Source organism: Peribacillus asahii (assembly GCF_004006295.1).
In the GTDB taxonomy this organism is placed as follows: domain Bacteria; phylum Bacillota; class Bacilli; order Bacillales; family DSM-1321; genus Peribacillus; species Peribacillus asahii_A.
Map to the genome: position 1 here is coordinate 1,644,236 of NZ_CP026095.1, position 23,879 is coordinate 1,668,114.

The 23,879-nt window shown below is 38.4% G+C and carries 20 protein-coding genes; 19 read left to right on the forward strand and 1 reads right to left on the reverse strand.

Annotated features, from left to right (window positions below; genetic code table 11):
* Positions 1–32 precede the first annotated feature (32 nt).
* The 7 genes from asd to BAOM_RS08085 all read left to right on the forward strand — a co-directional run bounded on the left by asd (position 33) and on the right by BAOM_RS08085 (position 9,189).
* Positions 33–1,088, forward strand: coding sequence for an aspartate-semialdehyde dehydrogenase (gene asd / locus BAOM_RS08055; RefSeq protein ID WP_127759827.1), 1,056 nt, complete (start codon positions 33–35; stop codon positions 1,086–1,088).
* A 75-nt stretch (positions 1,089–1,163) separates the two neighbouring features.
* Positions 1,164–2,396 (forward strand): aspartate kinase, encoded by a 1,233-nt coding sequence (gene dapG / locus BAOM_RS08060; RefSeq protein ID WP_127759828.1) that lies wholly within the window; start codon positions 1,164–1,166, stop codon positions 2,394–2,396.
* Between the two features lie 35 nt (positions 2,397–2,431).
* Complete coding sequence (gene dapA / locus BAOM_RS08065; protein WP_127759829.1) at positions 2,432–3,298, forward strand: 4-hydroxy-tetrahydrodipicolinate synthase; 867 nt, start codon at positions 2,432–2,434, stop codon at positions 3,296–3,298.
* 655 nt (positions 3,299–3,953) lie between these two features.
* Entirely contained in the window at positions 3,954–5,621 is a 1,668-nt protein-coding gene (locus tag BAOM_RS08070; protein ID WP_218973858.1) for a ribonuclease J, read from the forward strand.
* Positions 5,622–5,842: 221 nt separating this feature from the next.
* Positions 5,843–6,523 (forward strand): ClpP family protease, encoded by a 681-nt coding sequence (locus tag BAOM_RS08075; RefSeq protein WP_127762493.1) that lies wholly within the window; start codon positions 5,843–5,845, stop codon positions 6,521–6,523.
* Positions 6,520–6,747 carry a YlzJ-like family protein gene (locus BAOM_RS08080; RefSeq protein ID WP_127759830.1) on the forward strand — a complete coding sequence of 76 codons (228 nt, stop codon included), beginning with the start codon at positions 6,520–6,522 and terminating at the stop codon, positions 6,745–6,747. The genes BAOM_RS08075 and BAOM_RS08080 overlap by 4 nt, the downstream gene beginning before the upstream one ends.
* Positions 6,748–6,864: 117 nt before the next feature.
* Positions 6,865–9,189, forward strand: coding sequence for a DNA translocase FtsK (locus tag BAOM_RS08085; RefSeq protein ID WP_127759831.1), 2,325 nt, complete (start codon positions 6,865–6,867; stop codon positions 9,187–9,189).
* Positions 9,190–9,226: 37 nt separating this feature from the next.
* Here the strand turns inward: BAOM_RS08085 and BAOM_RS08090 are convergent, their stop codons facing one another.
* Positions 9,227–9,520, reverse strand: a complete 294-nt coding sequence (locus BAOM_RS08090; protein WP_127759832.1) for a DUF6509 family protein — start codon at positions 9,518–9,520, stop codon at positions 9,227–9,229.
* 366 nt (positions 9,521–9,886) lie between these two features.
* On the opposite strand from BAOM_RS08090, the gene BAOM_RS08095 reads away from it, so the two are divergent.
* From BAOM_RS08095 to BAOM_RS08150, 12 genes are all read left to right on the forward strand, one after another.
* Positions 9,887–10,981: a BMP family lipoprotein gene (locus BAOM_RS08095; protein ID WP_180319827.1), complete on the forward strand. Its 1,095-nt coding sequence runs from the start codon at positions 9,887–9,889 to the stop codon at positions 10,979–10,981.
* A gap of 437 nt (positions 10,982–11,418) precedes the next feature.
* The gene (locus tag BAOM_RS08100) at positions 11,419–12,954 is read left to right on the forward strand and encodes an ABC transporter ATP-binding protein (RefSeq protein ID WP_127759833.1); all 1,536 of its coding nucleotides are present in this window, start codon (positions 11,419–11,421) and stop codon (positions 12,952–12,954) included.
* Positions 12,947–13,993 carry an ABC transporter permease gene (locus tag BAOM_RS08105; RefSeq protein WP_127759834.1) on the forward strand — a complete coding sequence of 349 codons (1,047 nt, stop codon included), beginning with the start codon at positions 12,947–12,949 and terminating at the stop codon, positions 13,991–13,993. The genes BAOM_RS08100 and BAOM_RS08105 overlap by 8 nt, the downstream gene beginning before the upstream one ends.
* Positions 13,994–14,953 carry an ABC transporter permease gene (locus BAOM_RS08110; protein WP_180319828.1) on the forward strand — a complete coding sequence of 320 codons (960 nt, stop codon included), beginning with the start codon at positions 13,994–13,996 and terminating at the stop codon, positions 14,951–14,953. It begins immediately after the preceding gene.
* Positions 14,954–15,173: 220 nt separating this feature from the next.
* Positions 15,174–16,454 (forward strand): EF-P 5-aminopentanol modification-associated protein YfmF, encoded by a 1,281-nt coding sequence (yfmF, locus tag BAOM_RS08115; protein WP_127759835.1) that lies wholly within the window; start codon positions 15,174–15,176, stop codon positions 16,452–16,454.
* On the forward strand, positions 16,454–17,740 hold the full coding sequence (gene yfmH / locus BAOM_RS08120) for an EF-P 5-aminopentanol modification-associated protein YfmH (RefSeq protein WP_127759836.1): 1,287 nt from the start codon (positions 16,454–16,456) through the stop codon (positions 17,738–17,740). The genes yfmF and yfmH overlap by 1 nt, the downstream gene beginning before the upstream one ends.
* 389 nt (positions 17,741–18,129) lie before the next feature.
* Entirely contained in the window at positions 18,130–18,855 is a 726-nt protein-coding gene (gene ymfI, locus BAOM_RS08125) for an elongation factor P 5-aminopentanone reductase (protein WP_127759837.1), read from the forward strand.
* Between the two features lie 521 nt (positions 18,856–19,376).
* Positions 19,377–19,637, forward strand: coding sequence for a DUF3243 domain-containing protein (locus tag BAOM_RS08130; RefSeq protein ID WP_127759838.1), 261 nt, complete (start codon positions 19,377–19,379; stop codon positions 19,635–19,637).
* Positions 19,638–20,227: 590 nt separating this feature from the next.
* Positions 20,228–21,019 (forward strand): DUF3388 domain-containing protein, encoded by a 792-nt coding sequence (locus BAOM_RS08135; protein ID WP_119116500.1) that lies wholly within the window; start codon positions 20,228–20,230, stop codon positions 21,017–21,019.
* 17 nt (positions 21,020–21,036) lie between these two features.
* Positions 21,037–21,939: a helix-turn-helix domain-containing protein gene (locus BAOM_RS08140; RefSeq protein ID WP_127759839.1), complete on the forward strand. Its 903-nt coding sequence runs from the start codon at positions 21,037–21,039 to the stop codon at positions 21,937–21,939.
* A gap of 53 nt (positions 21,940–21,992) precedes the next feature.
* A complete protein-coding gene (pgsA, locus tag BAOM_RS08145; RefSeq protein WP_127759840.1) occupies positions 21,993–22,577 on the forward strand; it encodes a CDP-diacylglycerol--glycerol-3-phosphate 3-phosphatidyltransferase in 585 nt (194 codons plus the stop codon).
* A gap of 24 nt (positions 22,578–22,601) precedes the next feature.
* Complete coding sequence (locus tag BAOM_RS08150; protein WP_127759841.1) at positions 22,602–23,843, forward strand: competence/damage-inducible protein A; 1,242 nt, start codon at positions 22,602–22,604, stop codon at positions 23,841–23,843.
* Positions 23,844–23,879 lie beyond the last annotated feature (36 nt).

The window sequence follows — 23,879 nt, forward strand, 5'->3', positions numbered from 1 at the left end:
TTTTTAATGGATTTGAAAAGGGGTATTAATAAATGACTGAGACACAAGGATTGCATATTGCAGTTGTAGGAGCGACTGGAGCTGTAGGTCAGCAAATGATTTCAACATTAGAAAAAAGAAACTTGCCGATTAAGAAGATTATTTTCTTATCATCAGCTCGTTCTGCTGGTGCAAAACTATCATTTAAAGGCGAGGAAGTCATCGTTCAAGAAGCAAAACCAGAAAGTTTTGAAGGTATCGATATCGCTTTATTTAGCGCGGGCGGTAGCGTGTCTAAGGAACTTGCTCCAGAAGCTGTTAAACGCGGTGCAATTGTCGTTGACAACACGAGTGCTTTTCGAATGGATGAGAATGTGCCACTAGTCGTACCTGAAGTTAATGAAGAAGACTTAAAGAAACACAATGGGATTATTGCGAATCCGAACTGTTCGACAATTCAAATGGTCGTAGCACTTGAGCCAATTCGTCAAGCATATGGCTTATCTAAAGTTCTTGTATCGACATATCAAGCAGTGTCTGGTGCAGGTGCAGCTGCGATTGCGGAAATGAAAGATCAAGCTCGCGATTTGTTAGATAATAAAGAAATCGAACCGAAAATTTTACCGGTTGGTGGAGATAAAAAGCATTATCAAATTGCTTTCAACGTTATTCCACAAATTGATAAATTCCAAGATAATGGTTTTACATTTGAAGAAATGAAAATGATCAATGAAACGAAGAAAATTATGCATATGCCAGAGTTAGCTGTAGCGGCTACATGCGTACGTCTTCCAGTTGAAACAGGTCATTCTGAATCTGTTTATATTGAAGTAGATCAAGCCGGTGTAACAGTTGATCAAATTAAGGATTCATTGAGCTCAGCACCAGGTGTTGTATTAGAAGATAACCCAAGTGAACAAATTTACCCAATGCCAGCAGCTGCTGTAGGTAAAAATGACGTCTTTGTTGGTCGTATCCGCAAAGATTTGGATGAAGATAAGGGCTTCCATTTATGGGTTGTTTCCGATAACCTATTAAAGGGTGCCGCTTGGAACTCTGTTCAAATTGCTGAAAGTCTTTTAAAATTAGGTCTAGTAACAGTTAAATAATAGGTACTCGATGTTATAAGAGTTTTAGTCAGCTTTCCGATTAGGAAAGCTGGCTTATATTTGAGGTGTGTAGATATGAAAATCATCGTACAGAAATTCGGTGGAACTTCTGTTCGGAACGAAGAAAGTCGATTACAAGCGAAGCGTCATATTGAGCAATCGCTGCAAGCAGGCTACAAAGTGGTTGTTGTAGTATCTGCAATGGGAAGAAAAGGCGAACCGTATGCTACGGATACTTTGTTATCACTTGTCAATGGTATAAATAGTTCTCTGTCAAAGAGAGAGCAAGATTTACTTATGTCAGTAGGGGAAACGATTTCATCTGTCGTTTTTACCAATATGCTATTAGAAAGTGGAATTAAAGCAATTGCTTATACGGGGGCTCAGGCAGGCTTTATAACAAATAATGACCACTCTAATGCGAAGATTATAGAGATGAAATGTGAGAGGCTGTTGAAAGAGCTAGAGTTTAATGATGTTGTCGTTGTTGCTGGTTTTCAAGGTGCAGCTAAAAATGGAGATATAACAACAATTGGGCGTGGTGGAAGTGATACGTCAGCAGCAGCGCTTGGTGCGGCCTTACAAGCCGATTTCATTGATATTTTTACTGATGTTGAAGGGATTATGACAGCAGATCCTCGTATTGCAGAAAGTGCCCGTCCGTTATCGGTCGTATCGTATACAGAAGTATGCAATATGGCGTATCAAGGTGCTAAAGTTATTCATCCACGTGCAGTGGAAATTGCTATGCAGGCCAAGGTACCAATCCGTATTCGTTCCACATATAGCGAGGGACTTGGAACGCTTGTGACAAGTGTAAACAAAGGAAACGAGGGAAGCGATATTCGCGAGAGACTTGTTACAGGAATTGCTCATGTTGCGAAGATTAGCCAAATTAAAGTTCAAGCCAAAAAGGATCAATACAATCTGCAGGCCGAAGTTTTTAAGGCAATGGCAAATGCGTCAATTTCTGTTGATTTTATTAACATCTCACCAAACGGTGTCGTTTATACAATTACAGAAGATACAACAAATCATGCTGTTTCTATTTTAAAAGAATTAGGGTATGAGCCAATTGTGGAAAGAAATTGTGCTAAAGTATCAGTTGTTGGTGCTGGGATTAATGGTGTACCGGGAGTCGCTGCGAAAATTGTTACAGCCTTATCTAGTAAAGAGATTGGAATTCTTCAATCAGCAGATAGCCACACAACAATCTGGGTATTGGTTAAAGAAGAGGATTTAGTTGAAGCGGTTAACGCTCTCCATGATGCATTTCAATTGCATCTAGATGGAATTGAATCAATATAAGATAAAAGTGTGGATAAACGGAGAGGTGTTAGTAGATGGTATTTGGTAAAGTAGTAACAGCAATGGTCACCCCTTTTGATATTAAAGGAAATGTTGATTTTCAAAAAACAACTACGTTGGTTAATTACTTACTTAATAATGGTACAGATGCGCTCGTTCTTTCAGGGACTACAGGTGAGTCGCCAACGCTTTCTTCTGAAGAGAAAATTGCATTGTTACGTCATGTTGTAAAAGTCGCTGATAAGCGTGTACCAATTATTATAGGAACAGGGAGCAATAATACGTATGCATCGATTGAACTGACCAAAAAAGCAGAACAAAATGGTGCAGATGCGATTATGCTTGTAGCACCCTACTATAATAAAACAAATCAAGAAGGGCTATATCAGCATTTTAAAGCAATTGCTGAGAGTACAAAACTTCCAGTGATGCTATATAATATTCCGGGAAGATCGGCTGTCAATATTGCTCCAGAAACGATTATTCGTCTATCGGAAATTCCAAACATTGTAGCTGTTAAAGAAGCGAGCGGTGATTTAAATGCTATGACGCAAATTATTGCGGAAACAGCTGAGGATTTTGCGTTGTACAGCGGAGATGACGGATTAACGTTGCCGGTTCTTTCAATTGGAGGAGTGGGAGTTGTTTCCGTTGCCGCTCATGTAATTGGTAAGGAGATGAAGCAAATGGTTGATGCTTTCTTAACAGGTAATCTGCAAGAGGCAGCAAAGCTGCATCAAAAGCTTCTTCCAATTATTAAAGGCTTATTCTCTGCACCTAGCCCAGCTCCGGTTAAAACAGCTTTACAACTAGTAGGAATAGATGTTGGTTCAGTCCGTCTTCCAATTGTTCCTCTAACAGAACAAGAACGAAGTGTATTGGCGAATCTTTTAGGTAAATAAGTATATCTTCTATTCTTAGTATGTAATAAGCGAGCTAATTACGCTATTCTAAAAAACAAGTCAATCTATAGATTGGCTTGTTTTTTATTTATGGTTATGTTACATGATATTGTTGATTCAGGCAGTTATATCACATAATCATTTTGAAAATTTTTTTTAAAAAGGTGAATAATTCCTTTCCTGAATATAAAATAACGATTATACTTGAACATATGTGTTTATTCAAAGGTATTATTAGATTCTCGTATCTATAAGTTTGTTTCCTACATAATAGAAGATTTAATAAAGAATCATAATCGTTAAAATAAAGTGAAACTTCTGGGGAGAGATTGCCATCTCTTGTCTCCGATTCTTTTGACTGATTTATTTTTTAGGCTCTACAATGAAATAGCTGTGGATAACTATTATTTCATTCATTTATGTGTCTAATATTTTGTATGGCTGTTTGTTAATGAATATTGTTGATTTATCCGATTTAAAAAAATATTTTTTAGTAAGGGATTTTACTGTCCAGGTATGCGGGCTGCATAAGACATAGCACAAGCTTTTACAAAGGAATATGTTTGAGAAAATGATATGTGTTGTTAAGCTTTTTGGACATCAGGTATAATGGAAGGTAATAGATTTATGAACGGTGCAACGCTAAGGAGGTACTCTGTTGGGTAAAGATTATAAAGGAATTAAAATCATTTCTCTTGGTGGACAAGGGGAATTAGGTAAAAATATGTACGTAATTGAAGTAAATGAGGACTTGTATATTCTAGATGCAGGATTAATGCTGCCTGAAGATGAAATGCTTGGGATTGACGCGGTTATTCCAGATATCTCTTATTTACAAGAGAACAAAGAAAGGATTCAAGGTATATTTATTAGCCATGGTCATGAAGATCATATTGGGGCTCTTTCCTATGTATTAAAATACATACGTGTTCCCGTTTATGGAACGAAACTGACGCTTGCGTTAGTTAAATTGAAGCTGAAGGAAGATGGATTTAACGGTAGAGCAGAGTTGATAGAAATTGATTCTGATTCGGTGCTAAGTTTCCCAGAAACAGCGATTTCGTTTTTCCGTACAAATCATAGTATTCCTGATTCACTTGGTATTGTCGTTCATACTCGTGAAGGGGCTATCGTGTATACAGGGGACTTTAAGTTTGATCAAGCTGCAAAGGGCTTTTATCAACCGGAAATCGGCAAAATGGTCAGCCTGGGTGAAGAAGGTGTCTTATGTTTATTATCTGATAGTACGGGGGCAGAGAAACCTGGTTATACGACATCAGAAGCAATTGTAGCAAGAGATATGACAGAAGCATTTCTCACAGCAGAAGGCAGAATTATTGCGGCTTGCTTCGCTTCTAATATTAATCGTATTCAACATGTGCTTAATGCAGCTGCTGCAAGCGGGCGAAAAGTAGCGCTTGTTGGAAAAAGCCTACAAAAGGTATACGACATTGCTTTGAACCTTGGGTATTTACAAGTGGATGAAGAAATGATTATTTCTGTCAATGATGTTCAAAATTTTGAAGAGCGTGAAGTTGTTATACTTGTGACAGGTCATCAAGGAGAACCGATTACAGCTATACAAAAAATGGCGAAGCAAACACATAAGCAAGTCATGATTAAAGAAGGAGATACTGTGTTAATCGCAGCTTCCCCGCTTAAAGGCGGAGAACTTATTTTGGCGAAAACGATTGATTTACTATATCGTGTTGGTGCGCGTGTCGTATCCAATCGCTATCAAGTGCATGTCACAGGTCACGGTGCTCAAGAAGAGTTAAAAATGATGATTAACTTCATACAGCCAAAATATCTCATTCCGGTTCACGGTGAGTTTCGTCACTTATATGCCCATGAGAAAATTGGTCGTGCAGCAGGTATGGAAGCAGAGCAGATCATGATTGCCGAGAAAGGTGATGTCATAGAAGTAACAGCTGATAAGATTCGTCTATCTGGCAAGGTTTCAGCAGGGAATATTTTAATTGATGGAAGCGGCGTTGGGGATGTCGGTAATATCGTGCTGCGTGATCGTCGCTTGTTATCACAAGATGGAATCTTAATTGTCGTTGTTACGCTCAATCGTCAAGACAAAAGTATCGCAGCAGGTCCGGAGATTATTTCTAGAGGATTTGTTTATGTACGAGAATCGGAGAAGCTAATGGAAGAAGCAACGGCCATTGTACGTGATATTGTTCAAAAAAATGGAGTACGCCAGCCTTTCGATTGGTCCACGCTTAAGCAGGAAATGCGTGATTCTTTAAATCAATATCTTTATGAAAAAACGAAAAGACGTCCGATGATTTTACCAATTATTATGGAAATTTAATTTATGCTCCCCTTGACTTGTAGTTAAGGGGAGTTTTGTGTGTTAAAAGATGACGAAATAAATGGATATTTTAAGAACTGCGCACCTCTTTTTGAATGAAGTTTTACTTCTGAGACATACTACATGTATACGTTTTTTGAAGAAAGGGGTAGGGAAAAGTGGATAATCCATCGTTACCGAATGAAGGAGAAGAACGTGAGGAAGGGAAGAACTCGACCTTAATGGAAAAAATCCAGCAGTTAGGTACAACAAATGTGCCTCAAATGTCGCAGGATTCCCAAATTCACTGTTTAACCATTATTGGACAAATCGAAGGGCATATGCAACTGTCACCTCAAAATAAAACAACCAAATATGAGCATGTCATTCCACAAATTGTGGCTATTGAACAAAATCCGAATATTGAAGGTTTGCTTGTCATTTTAAATACGGTAGGCGGAGATGTAGAGGCAGGATTAGCGATTGCTGAGATGCTTGCATCATTATCTAAGCCAACCGTCTCGATTGTGTTAGGCGGCGGGCATTCTATTGGTGTTCCAATTGCTGTATCGTGTGACTACTCGTATATTGCGGAAACGGCTACGATGACGATTCATCCGATTCGCTTAACGGGGCTTGTTATTGGTGTACCACAAACCTTTGAATATTTGGACAAAATGCAAGAGCGTGTCATTAATTTTGTTACGAAGCATTCAAAAGTGACAGAAGAGAGCTTTAAAGAATTAATGTTTGCCAAAGGAAATTTAACGCGAGATATTGGGACAAATGTTATCGGTAATGAAGCTGTAAATATTGGGATGATTAATGAGGTCGGCGGTGTTGGTCAAGCGATGAGAAAACTAAACGAATTGATTAGCGCAAACAAACATGAATCAGGTGGAGAGGAAGGACTCTTACAATGACGCTTTATACGATTATGCCTCATGAGCACGTTCATCCTCATCAGCATGAGGCATTGACTGCCTATTTCGAAATCATGTACAATGGCATTCCCGTGATGGTGGAGCATGATGGAGGAACAATGCTTCGAATTGATCGAATTTTAAGTACAGATCCTGCTCATTTTTTACAAGAAAGTGTTCAACCAGGTCAGTCTATCCCTCTTTTTGAAATGCTAAACAATTAGAAATAATGACCAACAAAGCGAAATTATGATATACTAAAAGTAAACAAGAAACTGAGCAGCCAAGTAGGCTGCTCTATTTTTTCAAGGAGCTATCTGTTAGGAAAAATAGGTGATATTATGGCAAAGAAAAAAACCAGAAATAAGAAGACGACAGAGAAATTAAAAACAACGATGAAATATGAATTGATTGGTTTGATTATACTTGGTCTCTCTGCGATTGCAATTGCTAAGCTTGGAGCAGTAGGCCACGCTATCGTATCATTTGTTCGTTTTTTCATGGGTGAGTGGTATATCCTATTGCTGATTGGAAGTATTATTATTGGGTTTTATTTGATGATTAAACGAGAAATTCCTTATTTTTTCAAACGACAACTTGTTGGTTTATACTTTATTATTGCAAGTATTTTACTATTAAGTCATGTGACATTATTTCAATTATTGGCAGAAGGCGGGCCATTTAAAAAGCCAAGTGTTATTTTGAATACCTGGGAGTTATTTTGGATGGAAGTGTCAAAGGCATCGAGTACAGAGGAACTTGGCGGTGGTATGATTGGTGCTTTATTATTTGCGACTTCTTATTTTCTTTTTGATGCTGCAGGTTCTAAAATTATTTCCTTTATCTTTATCGTAATTGGAATGATTTTGCTAACGGGAAAAACTTTAGGAGATACACTCGGGACTTTTTTTACGGCCGTTACAAGTTTTTTAGTGAAACAATGGAAGGCTTTTACGGAGGATTTAAAAGCGTGGGGAAATGAAAGAAAAGAAAAGAAAAAGAAGACACCACCAAAACAGAAAAAGGAAAAAGAAGTGGAACCTGAAGTAGAGTCACCGTTAGTTGTTGAGTCTGTACAACCAGTTGAACCGATTATTTCAAGCTTTACAGATACAGCATACGAACGAGAAGAGGCCATTTCAGTGGAGGTAGCACAGAAAACCGAGCAGGTTGAAGAAGAAACGGAGCCGGATGATGATGTTCCACCTATAAACTTTACTGAAGTAGAGAATAAAGAATATGTATTACCACCGCTTTCTTTATTGAAGCAACCGAAAAAGACGGATCAAAGCGGTGAGTATCAATTAATTCATGAAAATGCAGCGAAGCTAGAGCGAACATTTGATAGTTTTGGTGTGAAAGCCCGGGTAACACAAGTGTATTTAGGGCCGGCTGTAACGAAATATGAAGTACATCCAGATGTCGGTGTAAAAGTAAGTAAAATTGTGAGTTTATCGGATGATTTGGCGCTTGCATTAGCAGCCAAAGATATTCGAATTGAAGCGCCTATTCCAGGAAAGTCGGCGATTGGGATTGAAGTGCCTAATTCAGAAATTGCAATGGTGTCTCTTCGCGAAGTATTAGAAGCAAAGGAAGTTGATAAACCTGACTCTAAGCTGCAAATTGGGTTAGGACGTAATATTTCCGGCGAAGCTGTGAAAGCCGAATTAAATAAAATGCCGCATTTGCTTGTGGCCGGGGCAACAGGAAGCGGAAAATCGGTTTGTATTAACGGAATTATTACGAGCATTTTGATGCGTGCTAAACCACATGAAGTAAAAATGATGATGATTGACCCGAAAATGGTGGAGCTAAACGTTTATAATGGCATTCCGCATTTATTAGCACCTGTCGTGACGAATCCAAAAAAAGCCGCGCAGGCATTGCAAAAAGTCGTGAGTGAAATGGAACGGCGTTATGAGCTATTTTCGCATACAGGAACGCGTAATATTGAAGGATATAATGATTATGTTAATCGCTATAATATCGAGGAAGAAGACAAGCAGCCGCTGCTTCCATTTATCGTCGTCATTGTCGATGAGCTTGCAGACTTAATGATGGTAGCGTCTAATGATGTCGAGGATGCGATTACACGTCTCGCTCAAATGGCTCGTGCAGCGGGGATTCATTTAATTATTGCGACACAGCGCCCTTCTGTAGATGTCATAACGGGTGTTATTAAAGCAAATATTCCATCGCGTATTGCTTTTAGTGTATCTTCAGCAACCGACTCGCGTACGATTTTAGATATGGGGGGGGCAGAAAAGCTATTAGGTCGCGGTGATATGCTCTTTTTACCAGTGGGGGCATCAAAGCCCGTTCGTGTTCAAGGGGCGTTCCTTTCTGATCAAGAGGTGGAAGATACGGTTAACTACGTAATTGCTCAGCAAAAAGCACAATATAACGAAGAAATGATTCCAGATGACCTCCCTGAACGGAGTGCTGGCGACGTTGCCGATGATTTATATGACGAAGCAGTTTCTTTAATTATAGAAATGCAAACAGCCTCTGTATCGATGTTACAGCGCCGTTTTCGCATTGGTTATACACGGGCAGCACGCCTTATTGATGAGATGGAAGCGAGAGGAATTGTTGGTCCATATGAAGGCAGTAAACCTCGAGTTGTTCTTATTGGCAAAGACGATCATGAAGCACACTCATCATAAAACGAAAAGACCGGGCATTTTGCCCGGTCTTTTCGTTTTATTCTGCTTCTTCCATATGTTCCTTACAGAAGGTGAGTAACATATGAAGTTCCTCTTCTTCTAAATCAAAATCAAGAACTTCTTCATTTGCTTTTGCGATGATGTTGTATTGTTTAATCGTTTGTTCTTCTCCATCTACAACATAAATTAAGCGGATTGATAAACCGCCCTCTGTATAGAGTTCATCATCTTCTGGTACTTCAATATCCAAGACATATTCAAAGCGTTCTCCTGTTAAGATGCCAAATGGATCTTTTAATTTTTCGACACTATATTCTGTAATGGTAATCATATATTTATCCCTCCAAAATAGATACGTATTATTATACCGTAAAACTAAGAATTGAAAAGAAAGTAACGTATAAAGTAAAAGGCTATTTATTTATTTTGAGAAAAATGGTATATTATTATCCAATAATAGGACTAATTTACATTATATGTATACTACTCCTGTCCTTACTTTTGAAGAGCGGGTGTGAGTAATTAGTCACTTTAAGAGAAAAATGAAATGTTTGTATGATATGACTTCAGTTTACATAATGTGTGATGTGTACAACTTTTCATTTCTTCAATACCGCACTAATTTTACCCTATGGAAAACAGGAGCATCATCGAACATTCCTATTAAAAACTTATAGAAATATAGGAGGGGGAAAGTTTGAAAAAGCGTAAATTTGGTTTAGCTCTTTCACTAATTTTAGCAGCGGGAACAATGTTAGGTGCATGTGGCAATGCAGAAAAAGATGATGCAAAAGACGGTGGAGCGGATAAAAAAGAAAACTTTACTGTAGCGATGGTTACCGATATTGGTGGTGTGGATGACAAATCATTTAATCAATCAGCATGGGAAGGTCTCCAAAGTTTTGGTGAAGAAAATGGTTTGGAAAAAGGCAAAGACGGATATAACTATCTTCAATCAAAATCAGATGCTGACTATACAACGAATCTAAATACACTTGTTCGTGAAGATTATAATGTTATTTTTGCGATTGGTTATGCTTTAGCGGAATCAGTTGCAGATGTAGCTGATCAACGCCCAGAAGCTCAATTTGCTATTGTTGATTCAGTTGTCGAGAAAGATAATGTAGCAAGTATTACGTTTAAAGAGCACCAAGGCTCATTTTTAGTAGGTGTGATTGCAGGCTTACAAACGAAAACAAATAAAGTTGGTTTCGTCGGTGGTGTGGAAGGTGAATTAATTAAGAAGTTTGAAGTAGGTTTCATTGCAGGCGTTAAATCTGTTAATCCTAAAGCGGAAGTTGTTTCTAAATATGCAGGTAGCTTCGGTGACGCTGCAAAAGGTAAATCAATCGCAAGCAGCATGTATGCTTCTGGCGCTGATATTATTTATCATGCTGCGGGCGGGACAGGAAACGGTGTATTTGCAGAAGCAAAGGATTTAAAGCAAAAAGACCCGTCAAAAGAAATTTATGTAATTGGTGTCGATCGTGATCAACATGAGGAAGGTGCTGTAACAGTTGATGGAAAAGAATACAATGTAACCTTAACTTCTATGGTTAAGCGTGTTGACGTAGCCGTGAAAGACCTTGCAACAAAAGCTAAAGCTGGTGAATTCCCAGGAGGTCAAATTATCGAGTATGGTATGGAAGAAGACGGTATTAAAATTTCTGACTCTAAAGAGAATATAAGCGAAGAAACTCTTAAAGAAGTTGAAAAGTGGACAGAGAAAATCAAGTCTGGTGAACAAAAAGTTCCGACAACGGATGAAGAATTAAAAGCAATGAAGTTTTAATAGAGAGAGAAGGTGAGAAGGCAATTATCTGCCTTCTCTTTCCTTCTTTCTTTAAAAGATAGGTTATGTTATAGAACGCTGTGGATTTTTGGCTTATTTTAAGCTCTGACTCTATGAAATGAACTACCTATATCAACAAGGTTGTCTAACACAGCGACAAGATAAGAGGGTATAACTTTTTCGACCTGCTTTAGTGTTTAGCTTCAGGCGCCTTGCACTTTTCTTCATTAGTATTTTATACATAAATGGAAAACCTGAATGAAAGGCTATAATCAAGCTTTAAATACTATCAAATACTATTGAGAATGGTAGAGGATTATAGTTTTCCATTTGGTTCTTTCGACCAATAAAAGGGTTACTATGGGGACGATTAGGAGAGGAGCAACAATCGCTTAATCGGAGAATTGTATCTCATTTTTTAATAGGAGTGAATGTACATGGAATATGTAATTGAGATGCTTAATATCCGGAAAGAATTCCCTGGAATTGTAGCAAATGATAATGTCACCCTGCAATTAAAAAAAGGGGAAATTCATGCCTTATTAGGTGAAAATGGTGCGGGAAAGTCAACATTAATGAACGTACTGTTTGGCTTATATCAGCCTGAGCAAGGAGAAATTCGGGTCAAAGGAAAACCTGTTCATATTACAAGTCCAAATGTCGCTAACGATTTAGGAATCGGGATGGTTCATCAGCATTTTATGTTGGTCGATCCTTTTACTGTAACGGAAAATATTATTCTCGGTAAGGAACCAGCAAACGCGGGAAAAATTAATTTAAAGGATGCTAGTAAAAAGGTGCGTGAACTTTCAGTAAAGTATCATTTAAGCGTCGACCCTGATGCGAAAATTGCTGATATTTCCGTAGGGATGCAACAACGGGTCGAGATTTTGAAAACACTATATCGTGGTGCCGATATTTTAATTTTTGATGAACCAACTGCTGTATTAACTCCGCAAGAGATCAAAGAATTAATCGCTATTATGAAAGCACTAATTAAAGAGGGAAAATCTATTATTTTAATTACACATAAACTTAAAGAAATTATGGAAGTTTGTGATCGTGTAACGGTTATTCGAAAAGGACGAGGAATCGATACGTTGGATGTAAGGGATACCAATCCGAATGAACTGGCGAGCCTTATGGTGGGGCGTGATGTCGTTTTCAAAACAGAAAAAATAGAGGCGAAACCAACAGATATTGTTTTAGAAGTAAAGAACATTGAAGTGAAAGATTCTCGTGGCATTTCAGCGGTTAAGAATTTAAGTCTTTCCGTTCGAGCAGGCGAGATTATTGGAATTGCAGGGGTCGATGGTAATGGCCAGTCAGAGTTAATTGAAGCGTTAACAGGCTTGAAGAAGATAAGCGCTGGTACGATTAAGCTAAACGGAAAAGAGATTCAAAATCAAAGGCCGCGTAAGGTAACTGAAGCAGGTGTTGGGCATATCCCAGAAGATCGTCATAAGCACGGATTAGTGCTGGACTATAGTATCGGGGAAAATATCGTTTTGCAAACTTATTATCAAGAGCCTTACTCTAAAAAAGGCGTATTAAACTCGAAGAAAATTTTTGAAAAAGCACGAAAAATTATTAAAGAATATGATGTGCGGACCCCGAGTGAATATACGCCAGCTCGCTCTCTTTCTGGTGGAAATCAGCAAAAAGCAATTATCGGTCGTGAAGTCGATCGTAATCCGGATTTACTTATAGCGGCTCAACCAACCCGTGGACTAGATGTTGGTGCGATTGAATTCATTCATAAGCGTCTTATTGAACAGCGTGATACTGGTAAAGCAATCCTCTTAATTTCATTTGAAATAGATGAGATTATGAATGTTAGTGACAAGATTGCAGTCATTTACGAAGGAGAAATCGTGGCCATCGTTGACCCTAAAAAAGCGACAGAGCAAGAACTAGGGTTATTAATGGCTGGAAGTAAACGTGCGGAAGCAGGTGACAAATCGAATGTCTAAATATTTGTCCAAATTAACCATTCCACTACTTGCAGTCGTGCTAGGATTAATTGCTGGTTCCATCATCATGCTTATTAGCGGTTATGACCCAATCGCAGGCTACGGGGTGATGCTCGATGGTATTATTGGCGAGCAATACTATATCGGTGAATCGTTACGAACGATTATTACGTATGCTTTAGCCGGTCTAGCGGTAGCATTTGCCTTTCGAACGGGACTATTTAATATCGGAGTAGAAGGGCAATTAATTGTCGGTTGGCTCGCCGCTGTTTGGGTCGGAGTTGCTTTTGAATTACCTAAGTTCATTCATTTGCCGCTAGCAATTGTAGCCGGTGCGTTAGCAGGAGCACTTTGGGCGTTTATTCCAGGGTATTTAAAAGCAAAATTTAGAGTACATGAAGTTATCGTGTCCATTATGTTAAATTATACTGCACTTTATGTGACCAACTATTTAATTAACGATATTTTGACTGATAAAAAGGATAGAACAGAAAGAATTGCGGATTCCGCTTCACTTAGTTCTCCGTTCTTACAATCGCTTACAGACTATTCACGATTGCACTGGGGGATTGTTATTGCTATCATTTGCATCATCATTATGTGGTTTATTCTTGAAAAAACAAAAATGGGTTTTGAATTAAAGGCGGTTGGCTTCAACCAACATGCTTCTGAATATGCTGGGATGAGCGTAAATAAGAATATTATTCTTTCTATGGTGATTTCTGGTGTATTTGCAGGTCTTGCAGGTGTCATGGAAGGATTGGGTACATTTGGTTATGCAGCGATTAAAGGTGGTTTTACAGGCATGGGCTTTGATGGAATTGCGGTTGCACTACTTGGCGCAAATACAGCGATTGGTGTTGCTTTAGCAGCGATACTATTTGGCGGCTTGAAAGCGGGAGCGTTAAATATGCCGTTGCAAATCGGGATTCCAAGTGAGATTGTGGATATTATTATTGCGTTAATTATTTTCTTCGTGGCGGCTAGCTATTTCATTCGATGGCTTGCTCAACGCTTTAACAAGAAAGGAGTGAAATAAGTGGACTTTTATCAAGTGTTATTAATCATTATCCCATCAATGATTGCCTACGCTGCCCCGCTTATTTTCACTGCACTTGGTGGGGTATTCTCGGAGCGCTCTGGTGTTATTAATATTGGTTTAGAAGGTTTAATGGTTATCGGAGCATTTACAGGCATTGTGTTTAACTTAACATATGCAGATGTATTTGGAAACTGGACACCTTGGATTTCTGTTCTTGTTGCGATGGTGGCAGGAGTGTTATTTTCACTGCTCCTTGCTGTAGCTACCATTACATTCCGGGCTGATCAAACGGTTAGCGGGGTGGCATTAAACTTGTTATCTGTCGGTTTAACGATATTTCTTGTGAAAAAGATTTATGATAAAGGACAAACAGATTTTATTTCTGAAACATTTGCCCGAATTGATATCCCATTATTAAGTGATATTCCATTTATTGGACCGGTTTTCTTCTCTAATAGTTATTATATTGCGTATATTGCGATTTTAGTTTCGTTTATCGTTTGGTATATTTTATACAAAACTCCATTTGGTCTACGCATACGTGCAGTTGGTGAACATCCAATGGCTGCTGATACGATGGGCGTTAATGTATTCAAAATTCGTTACGCAGGAGTGTTAATTTCTGGTGCTTTTGCTGGAGTTGGCGGTGCTATTCATGCGACGATTTTTGCAAATGATTTTAGCCATGCGACAATTAACGGTCAAGGTTTCATGGCAATTGCTGCGATGATTTTTGGAAAGTGGCATCCTGTTGGGGCAATGGGTGCAGCTTTATTTTTTGGGTTGGCACAAAGCTTAAGCATTGTCGGGTCAAGCCTACCGCTTTTTAAAGATATTCCATCTGTATATTTATTAATTGCTCCTTACGTGCTTACCATTATTGCTCTGACAGGATTCATTGGTCGTGCCGATGCGCCTAAAGCAGCTGGGCAACCGTATATTAAAGGGGAACGCTAACAGATAACAAGAAACCGGCCGAGCTGTGTGAGCTAGCTGGTTTCTTTGCTATTGGCGCCGTTAAACAACAGTGTCTTATTACAAAGCCTTAAAAAAGTAGTTGGAACTTGCATGATTTTTCTTTTCGCATGTATATTTTAATGTAGAAGTAAATGTTTAAAAGGCTTATAACATACAAACAATAAGTATATCGGTTTTATACATATTAAGGAGGATGATCATGGCGATTGCTTCTGAAACAATCAAGCACAAAAGCGGTTACAAGCTCCATATTGTTCGTACTACTAAATATAAAACGAATACACTGGTATTCAAAATGAAAGCGCCACTAACGAAAGAAACGGTGACATATCGGGCGCTATTTCCGCATGTTTTACAAAGTAATACAAGTAAATATCCGACAACACCTGAGCTTCGATCTTATTTAGATGATTTGTACGGAGCTGGACTTTATGTGGATGTGACAAAAAAAGGAGAATACCACATTATTAGTTTCACCATTGATATTGTAAATGAGAAGTTTTTAAGCGATACTACGCCGCTTTTAGAGAAGGCTTTTTCGCTTTTGTCTGAGGTTCTTTTTCAGCCAAAAGTTGAAGAGATGGCTTTTGATTCAGCAACTGTAACAAATGAAAAACGAGCATTAAAGCAACGAATTCAATCCATTTTTGATGATAAAATGCGCTACTCGTCGAAGCGTCTTGTCGAAGAAATGTGTGCCAATGAACCTTATGCGCTAGAAGCAAATGGCCGTTTGGAAGAATTGGAGCAAATTACGCCAATGTCTCTTTACGATTATTATCAAAAAGCGCTGAATGAAGATGAAATTGACTTATATGTAATAGGTGATCTTTCAGAGGACGAAGTAGATGGATTAGCGAGTCAGTATATCTCGCTTTCTGACCGTAAACCAGTTGTGTTGTCGAGACAGGCTAATGCTTCGATTGAGGATGAAAAGGAAGTAATTGAAAAAATCGATGTAAAGCAAGGAAAATTAAATATCGGTTATCGGACGAATATTTTATATGGAGACCCTCAGTATTTTGCCTTGCAGCTATTTAACGGTCTTTTTGGTGGTTTTTCTCACTCCAAATTATTTATCAATGTGCGCGAAAAGGCCAGTCTCGCTTATTATGCAGCGTCTAGGGTAGAAAGTCATAAAGGCTTATTAATGGTCATGTCAGGAATTGAAAATGAGAACTATAAGCAGGCTGTTGACATTATTAAAGAACAGTTTGAGGCGATGGAGCAAGGGGATTTTACAGAAGAAGAACTATTGCAAACGAAGGCAGTTGTGAAAAACCAAGTATTAGAAACGGTGGATGTTGCACGAGGTTTGGTCGAGCTTTTATATCATAATGTGCTGGCGAATCAGTCTATTGCTCTCGATGAATGGATAGAAAAGACGGAACAAGTTACAAAAGAGGAAGTTATTAAAGTTGCTAACCAGATGAAGTTAGATACGATTTATTTCTTAACGGGAACGGAGGTGCAACGCTGATGGAGAAGATTCTTTTTGATCAATTACAAGAAGAGTTGTATTATGAAAAATTAACGAATGGCTTAGATGTGTATATTTTACCGAAACAGGGGTTTAATAAATCGTTTGCGACGTTTACGACAAAGTATGGCTCAGTTGATAACCATTTTAAATCTTTACAGAAACAGGAATTTGTTCAAGTGCCTGATGGCATTGCTCATTTTTTAGAGCACAAGCTATTTGAGAAGGAAGATGGAGATGTTTTTCAACAATTTAGTAAGCAGGGAGCTTCGGCCAATGCGTTTACCTCTTTTACTAGAACGGCTTATCTTTTCTCAAGCACAGATGAATTTCAATCGAATTTAACGACCTTGATTGATTTTGTTCAAGATCCCTATTTTTCTGAGAAAACGGTTGAAAAAGAAAAAGGAATTATTGGTCAAGAAATTAATATGTATGATGATAATCCAGATTGGCGACTATATTTCGGTACAATTGCAAATATGTACCACCATCATCCAGTTAAAATTGATATTGCCGGTACGGTTGAATCGATTGCGAAAATTGATAAAGATATGTTATATGAGTGTTATCATACTTTTTATCATCCAAGCAATATGCTATTGTTTATTGTTGGTCCTGTTGAAGTGGAATCGATTATGGAGCAAATTCGTCAAAATCAGAACAGTAAGAAGTACGAGGCTGGAGCAGAAATTGAACGAAATTTTGAGTCGGAGCCGGATTCCGTTGCTAAGAAGATGGAACGTTTGAGCATGAATGTACAAACACCAAAAGTGATGCTTGGCATTAAAGCTGCAAATGTACAGCAAAGCGGGAAGGAACTTTTGAAGCGAGAGCTCGCAACGAATATTTATTTAGAAATGTTATTTGGGAAAAGTTCTCCCCTTCATGAAAATTTGTACACAAAAGGGTATATCGATCAAAGTTTTTCATATGATTATACACAAGAACAAGGCTTTGGCTTTGCTTTAATTGGCGGTGATAGTGCGAAGCCGGACGAATTAGCTGAGCAGCTGCTTCGTATCTTACAGCAATCGAAGACAGGAACAGGGTTAACAGAGGAGAGCTTGCAGCGAACGGTTAAGAAAAAAATTGGCTCTTTTCTACGTTCACTGAATTCCCCGGAGTACATTGCCAACCAATTTACAAGGTATGCGTTTAATGACATGAATTTGTTTGATGTTGTAAGTGAATTAGAGCAGCTAACTTTCACAGACATTAAACATATCGCTAATGAATTAGTGACAGATGATCGAATTACGGTATGTCAAGTCATTCCTAAATAAAGTGAAACTTCCATCAGTGGGGGTTTTTCTTCATCCCTCACTGATGGTTAGTCACGTTCTACGGTCACTAAGATTGCCGCTTCGCTTCAATCAAATGACCGTATGAACCTGATTGGTTCAACTATACCTTTGAAAATCGCAAAGGTAACTTTCACTGTATCTCACCAATCGGACCTTTACGGGCAGTTGTCCCCCATCTATCTTCCTTGTTCACTCTGAATCTTGAGGTGGGGGTCTTACTGCCCATTAAGGGTGGGATAAAAAGTTAGGTTAGTAATTCATCGATTAGGGCTCGTTTTGTGCGAAACTTTAGGCTTGGAATGAGCTCCTAATCGACCACGTCAAAAAGGCGAACTGATGTAAAAAGAAATAAAAAGGGGGCGCAAGTTGTGGAGAAACGCTTTGCCCTTATTACGGGAGCGAGCGGCGGAATTGGCAGTCAAATTGCTTTAAAACTCGCCGAGGAGAACTATTCACTTTATTTACATTACAATGCAAATGAAGAAGCGATTCAAAACTTGATGGGACAACTTCAACCATTTAATATTGAGGTAATTCCGATTCAAGCAGATCTCTCAACAAAGGAAGGCTATAAACAGCTTGTTCGAAATATTTTTGCTCTTCATGCTATTGTATTAAATAGTGGAAACAGCTATTATGGACTGATTTCTGATATGGACGAGCAAGTGGTTAGTGAGATGGTTCAATTGCATGTGACAAGTCCGTTTCAATTAACGAAAGAATTATTGCCAAAACTCATGTATCAAGAAAAAGCTGCAATTGTTGCAGTGACGTCGATTTGGGGACAAACAGGGGCTTCCTGTGAAGTGTTATATTCGATGCTAAAAGGCGGGCAAAATGCGTTTATTAAAGCGCTTAGTAAAGAGGTTGCATTAAATGATATTCGCGTTAACGCGGTAGCTCCTGGTGCGGTTTCAACAGCCATGTTGCAATCTTTTAGTGCCGAAGATCTTGAATTAATTAAAGGGGATATTCCGATGGGGCGTATGGGGAACCCAGAAGAAATTGCTGAAGCCGTAGCGTTTCTGTTGTCGGATAAAGCGGCTTATATTACCGGTCAAGTTCTAGGAGTAAATGGCGGTTGGTATACTTGATCACTCCCATGGCTAAAGCCGCTGGGGTTCTTTCTCACAAATATCCCACTTACCACCTTCCATAAGAAGAGGCAGAGGCGAGACTTGGGTGAGCAACACTTGAGAGAAAAACAGTCTTTCAAGAGGGCAAAATCGGTGCCAACTACGCCGTTCAACCGGCGATACTTGTCTAGGATTACGATACCGCACTCTTTCTAGGAAGAGTGTTGGTCGGCAGAACGTTGAACATTTTACGTGACAGACGTTTTTCCTGTCACAACCACCTATGTTCAGTTTTCAAAGAACATCACATATACCAAATTATACCATTCTGAACGCATGGTGTACAGAACATATTTTCGATAGTTTATCTGCACACCGTATTTGAGCGAACATTCACCCGATCCCTAAAGGGAGTGCGAGCGCACCGTAATGGGCTTTCTTTTCGCAGAAATCTGTAATAATTTTTCGTAAATGATGTATAAACCCTTCGTCTTTGTTGCAAAATATCATTGTACTATTACGAAGGAGGGTGACTTTCAATGTCTGTTTTAGATAATTGGGATCAATGGAAAAACTTCTTGGGGGACCGATTACATCAAGGACAAAGTCAAGGTTTAGAACAGGGTGCAATTTCGAATTTAGCTTACGAAATTGGAGATTACTTAGCGACACAAGTAGATCCAAAAAATGAGCAAGAAAGAGTGTTATCAGATCTTTGGTCTGTAGCTAGTGAAGAAGAAAGACATGCCATTGCAAGTGTAATGGTTAAACTCGTTGAAAACAACGGTACATCAAAATAAAACATATAGAAAAAACCCTGTTTATGTAGCAGGGTTTTTTCTATTTTTATAAACGTGTGCTAAATAAAAAGTGCATGCTTTAATGAAGGATAGTTAGATTCAGAAAATACGTTGACTTTTGCAAGGTTTTCCCTTTCAACTTCTATTGAAATGCTATATCATAGAAGGTATACAAAGAGGATGGTGTTCGTTGGAAAAAGTTTTAAATAAATAGAAGTGCGCATATAAGTGGTGAAAAAAGAAAGGTAAAGATTAAATATTTTTTACGCTCTGTTAAATAATGTTGTTGATTTTTGATGTGTGAAACAACACTATTGATTAACATAGCTTTTTTTAACAGGACAACAATGATTATTCAAAAGTGTACGGAAACCTTTGATACAAATAGATTTGTTAAAAGAGTTTTATTAGTTAACATCAACAGCGTCATATACCATATTCATAAAAATAAAAAGCAAAAAGCGAGGTGAAGCCTGCTATAGGAGTATGGATGAATAACACTTCCGGACATTCAGGAGGAAATCTGCTTAGCAATGTCTCAGCTTAAGTAAGCGAAGAGAGTTTATCTATTCTTTTAGTAGCAGTGTATCGTGGAAACAACTGAATGGTACTTTGAATACGAAATCCAAAAAAACCGCCCAGGGTTATTAGGAGATATTTCGTCGTTATTAGGTATGCTTTCGATTAACATTATTACAATAAATGGCGTTGATGAAGGCAAACGTGGTATGTTACTTGTAGCGAAGGAGCGCAGAAATATAGAGAGGTTTGAATCAATCCTTCAGACGATGGATACGATAAAGTTGATTAAGTTAAGAGAACCTAAATTGCGTGATCGACTCGCTGTACGCCATGGAAGATATATTCAACGTGATGCGGATGAGAAGAACACCTTTCGTTTTGTTCGTGATGAGTTAGGGTTGCTTGTCGATTTTATGGCAGAATTATTTAAAAAAGAAGGTCATAAACTGATAGGAATTCGAGGGATGCCGCGTGTAGGGAAAACTGAATCCATTGTGGCTGCGAGCGTTTGTGCCAATAAACGGTGGTTATTTGTGTCATCGACGCTTTTAAAACAAACCATTCGGAGTCAATTAATTGAAGATGAATACCACAATGACAACTTATTTATTTTAGATGGAATTGTATCTACTCGCCGAGCGAATGAACGTCATTGGCAGCTCGTACGTGAAATTATGAGATTGGATGCGGTTAAAGTGATTGAGCATCCAGATGTTTTTGTCCAAAATACAGAGTATACGCTCGAAGATTTTGACTACATTATTGAACTGCGAAATAATCCTGAAGAAGAAATTAAATATGATGTAGTTGACCAAAACGACCATTTTTCGACATCGGAATTTGGCGGTTTTGATTTTTAAAATGGAAGGTGTTTTAGTTGACAGAACTAGGTAATAGATTGAAGGAAGCGAGAGAAGCTAAAGGGCTCAGCTTAGATGACTTGCAAGAAGTAACGAAGATTCAAAAGCGCTATCTCGTTGGAATAGAAGAAGGCAATTATGAAATGATGCCCGGCAAGTTCTATGTGCGCGCTTTTATTAAACAATATTGTGAAGCGGTCGGCTTAGATTCAGAAGAAATTTTCGAACAATACAAAAGTAATGTTCCCGTTACACACCAAGAGGAATTACCTGAGCTTTCGAGAGTTCAAACACGAAAAACGGTTTCAGCAAGCCAGTCTAAAATCATCGATATGATTCCAAAGATTTTGGTCGGTGTAGTAGTGATTGGAGTCGCTGTGCTTATTTATGTATGGATGTCTAATGCTATGGGCGATTCCAAAAATGAACAAGCGGAGGATACTAAGCAATCGGAAAACGTTGGTTTTAATGAAAGTGAAGAATTCTCTAAAGAAAAAGAACCAAAAGAGACAGATACGAATAAAGAAGCTGCAAAACCGAATGAAGAAGAGAAAGATGAGCCTATAGCAGAGGAAGTAGAGCAAGAATTAAATGTTATTAACTCTAGCGGTAAAAATAGCACATATGAATTAAAGAATACAGAAGCATTTACGGTTAAGCTTGTTTCCTCAGGTGAACCTTGGGTCGGTATAACAAACGGTAATGGAGGTTATTTATATCAAGGAACACTGAAAGTAGATGAAGAGAAAGAATTAGATGTGAAGGATGAGTCTGTTGTTATCCTGAACTTAGGAAGAGCACAAGATGTTGAAATTTATGTGAATAACGAGAAACTAGAATATGCTATTTCTCCAACAGAAGTGCTCAGTCAAAAGATTACGATTCAATTTACGAAAGCTGATTCGTCATCTACTCAATAACGAGCACTATAAAAGAACAACTGTAGGAAAGCGCATATTTTGGAGGTTTGACATTGAATTTACCTAATAAGATTACACTATCTCGTATTTTTTTAATTCCTATTTTTTTAATTATTATGCTTGTTCCTTTTTCTTGGGGAGATCTTTCATTTGGAGATTATTCTTTGCCTGTTACTCATTTTGTTGGGGCGTTATTGTTTATTATTGCTTCGACAACAGATTGGATTGATGGGTACTATGCGCGGAAATATAATATGGTTACCAATTTAGGAAAGTTTTTGGATCCACTTGCGGATAAGCTATTAGTTTCGGCTGCTTTAATTGTGTTAGTTGATTTAGATTTAATGTATGGTCAGGCTTGGATTGCCATCGTTATTATTAGTCGCGAATTTGCGGTCACTGGACTGCGTCTCGTGCTGGCAGGAACAGGTGAAGTTGTAGCAGCTAATCAGCTTGGGAAAATTAAAACGTGGGCACAGATTGTGGCTATTTCCGCATTATTACTTCATAATTTGCCTTTTGCTATGATATCCCTTCCATTTGCTAATATTGCGCTATGGATTGCTTTAATTTTCACAATTTGGTCAGGTTATGATTATTTTGCTAAAAATAAAGATGTATTTGTAAACTCTAAGTAATAAGAGTGGGGAGAGGATATTGGAATGGATGCAGAAATTATTGCTGTTGGTTCCGAGCTATTACTAGGGCAAATTGTGAATACAAATGGTCGTTTTTTATCACAGCAGTTTGCTGAAATGGGGATTAATGTTTTTTATCATACGGTCGTTGGCGATAATGATCGTCGCTTGCAGCAAGCTATTGAATTAGCTGAGTCCCGTGCTGATTTAATTGTATTTACAGGTGGGCTTGGTCCGACGAAAGATGATTTAACGAAAGAAACAATCGCCCGTCATTTAGGGAAACAGCTCGTGTTTGATGAAGAAGCTCTTCGTTCTATTGAAGATTATTTCAGTAAAAAGGGTCGGATAATGACAGAAAATAATAAAAAGCAAGCCCTTGTTTTAGAAGGCTGTCATGTCCTAAGAAATGATCATGGAATGGCTCCAGGAATGGTGTTAACTCAAGCGGGCATTACATACATGTTATTACCTGGTCCTCCAAAAGAGATGGAACCGATGTTTTTAAGCTACGGCTATCAACAATTACAAAATAGACTTCAAAGTAAGGAGCGAATTGAATCAAAGGTTCTTCGCTTTTACGGCATAGGAGAAGCGTTATTAGAAACAGAAATTGAGGACTTGCTAGAGAATCAAACAAATCCAACGATTGCACCGTTAGCGGCAGACGGTGAAGTAACATTACGGATTACTGCTAAAGGTGAATCAAAGGAAAAATGCGAAGCGCTTATTTCACAAGTAGAAGCTGAAATTCTCCGCCGTGTTGGTCAATTTTATTATGGCAGCAATCAAACGTCGCTTATTCAAGAATTAGTAAAAGAGTTAACAAAGCGTGATATGACCATTGCTGTTGCCGAAAGCTTAACAGGTGGGATGTTTCAAGAACAATTAACGACCATTCCTGGTGTTAGCGCAATATTTAAAGGCGGCGTTGTTAGCTATGCAACTGCAGTAAAAGCAAAAATGCTTCATGTAAGTGAAGCGACGATTGCAAACTATGGTGTTGTTAGCGAACAATGTGCCCTTGAAATGGCAGCTAATATACGTACGGAGCTGGAGAGCGATGTCGGAATTAGCTTCACTGGTGTAGCAGGGCCAGAGGAACAGGAGGGTAAACCAGCAGGTACAGTTTTCATTGGTATCTCGTATCGAGATGGTCGTTCTCATGTTCAATCTTTAAACCTTTCTGGAAGTAGGGCACAAAATAGGATTCGGACTGTCAAATATGGCTGTCATTATTTATTAAGAGATATACAGCAAATGTAGTTGAAACAGGGCTTCTTTTGAAGCTCTGTTTTTCTA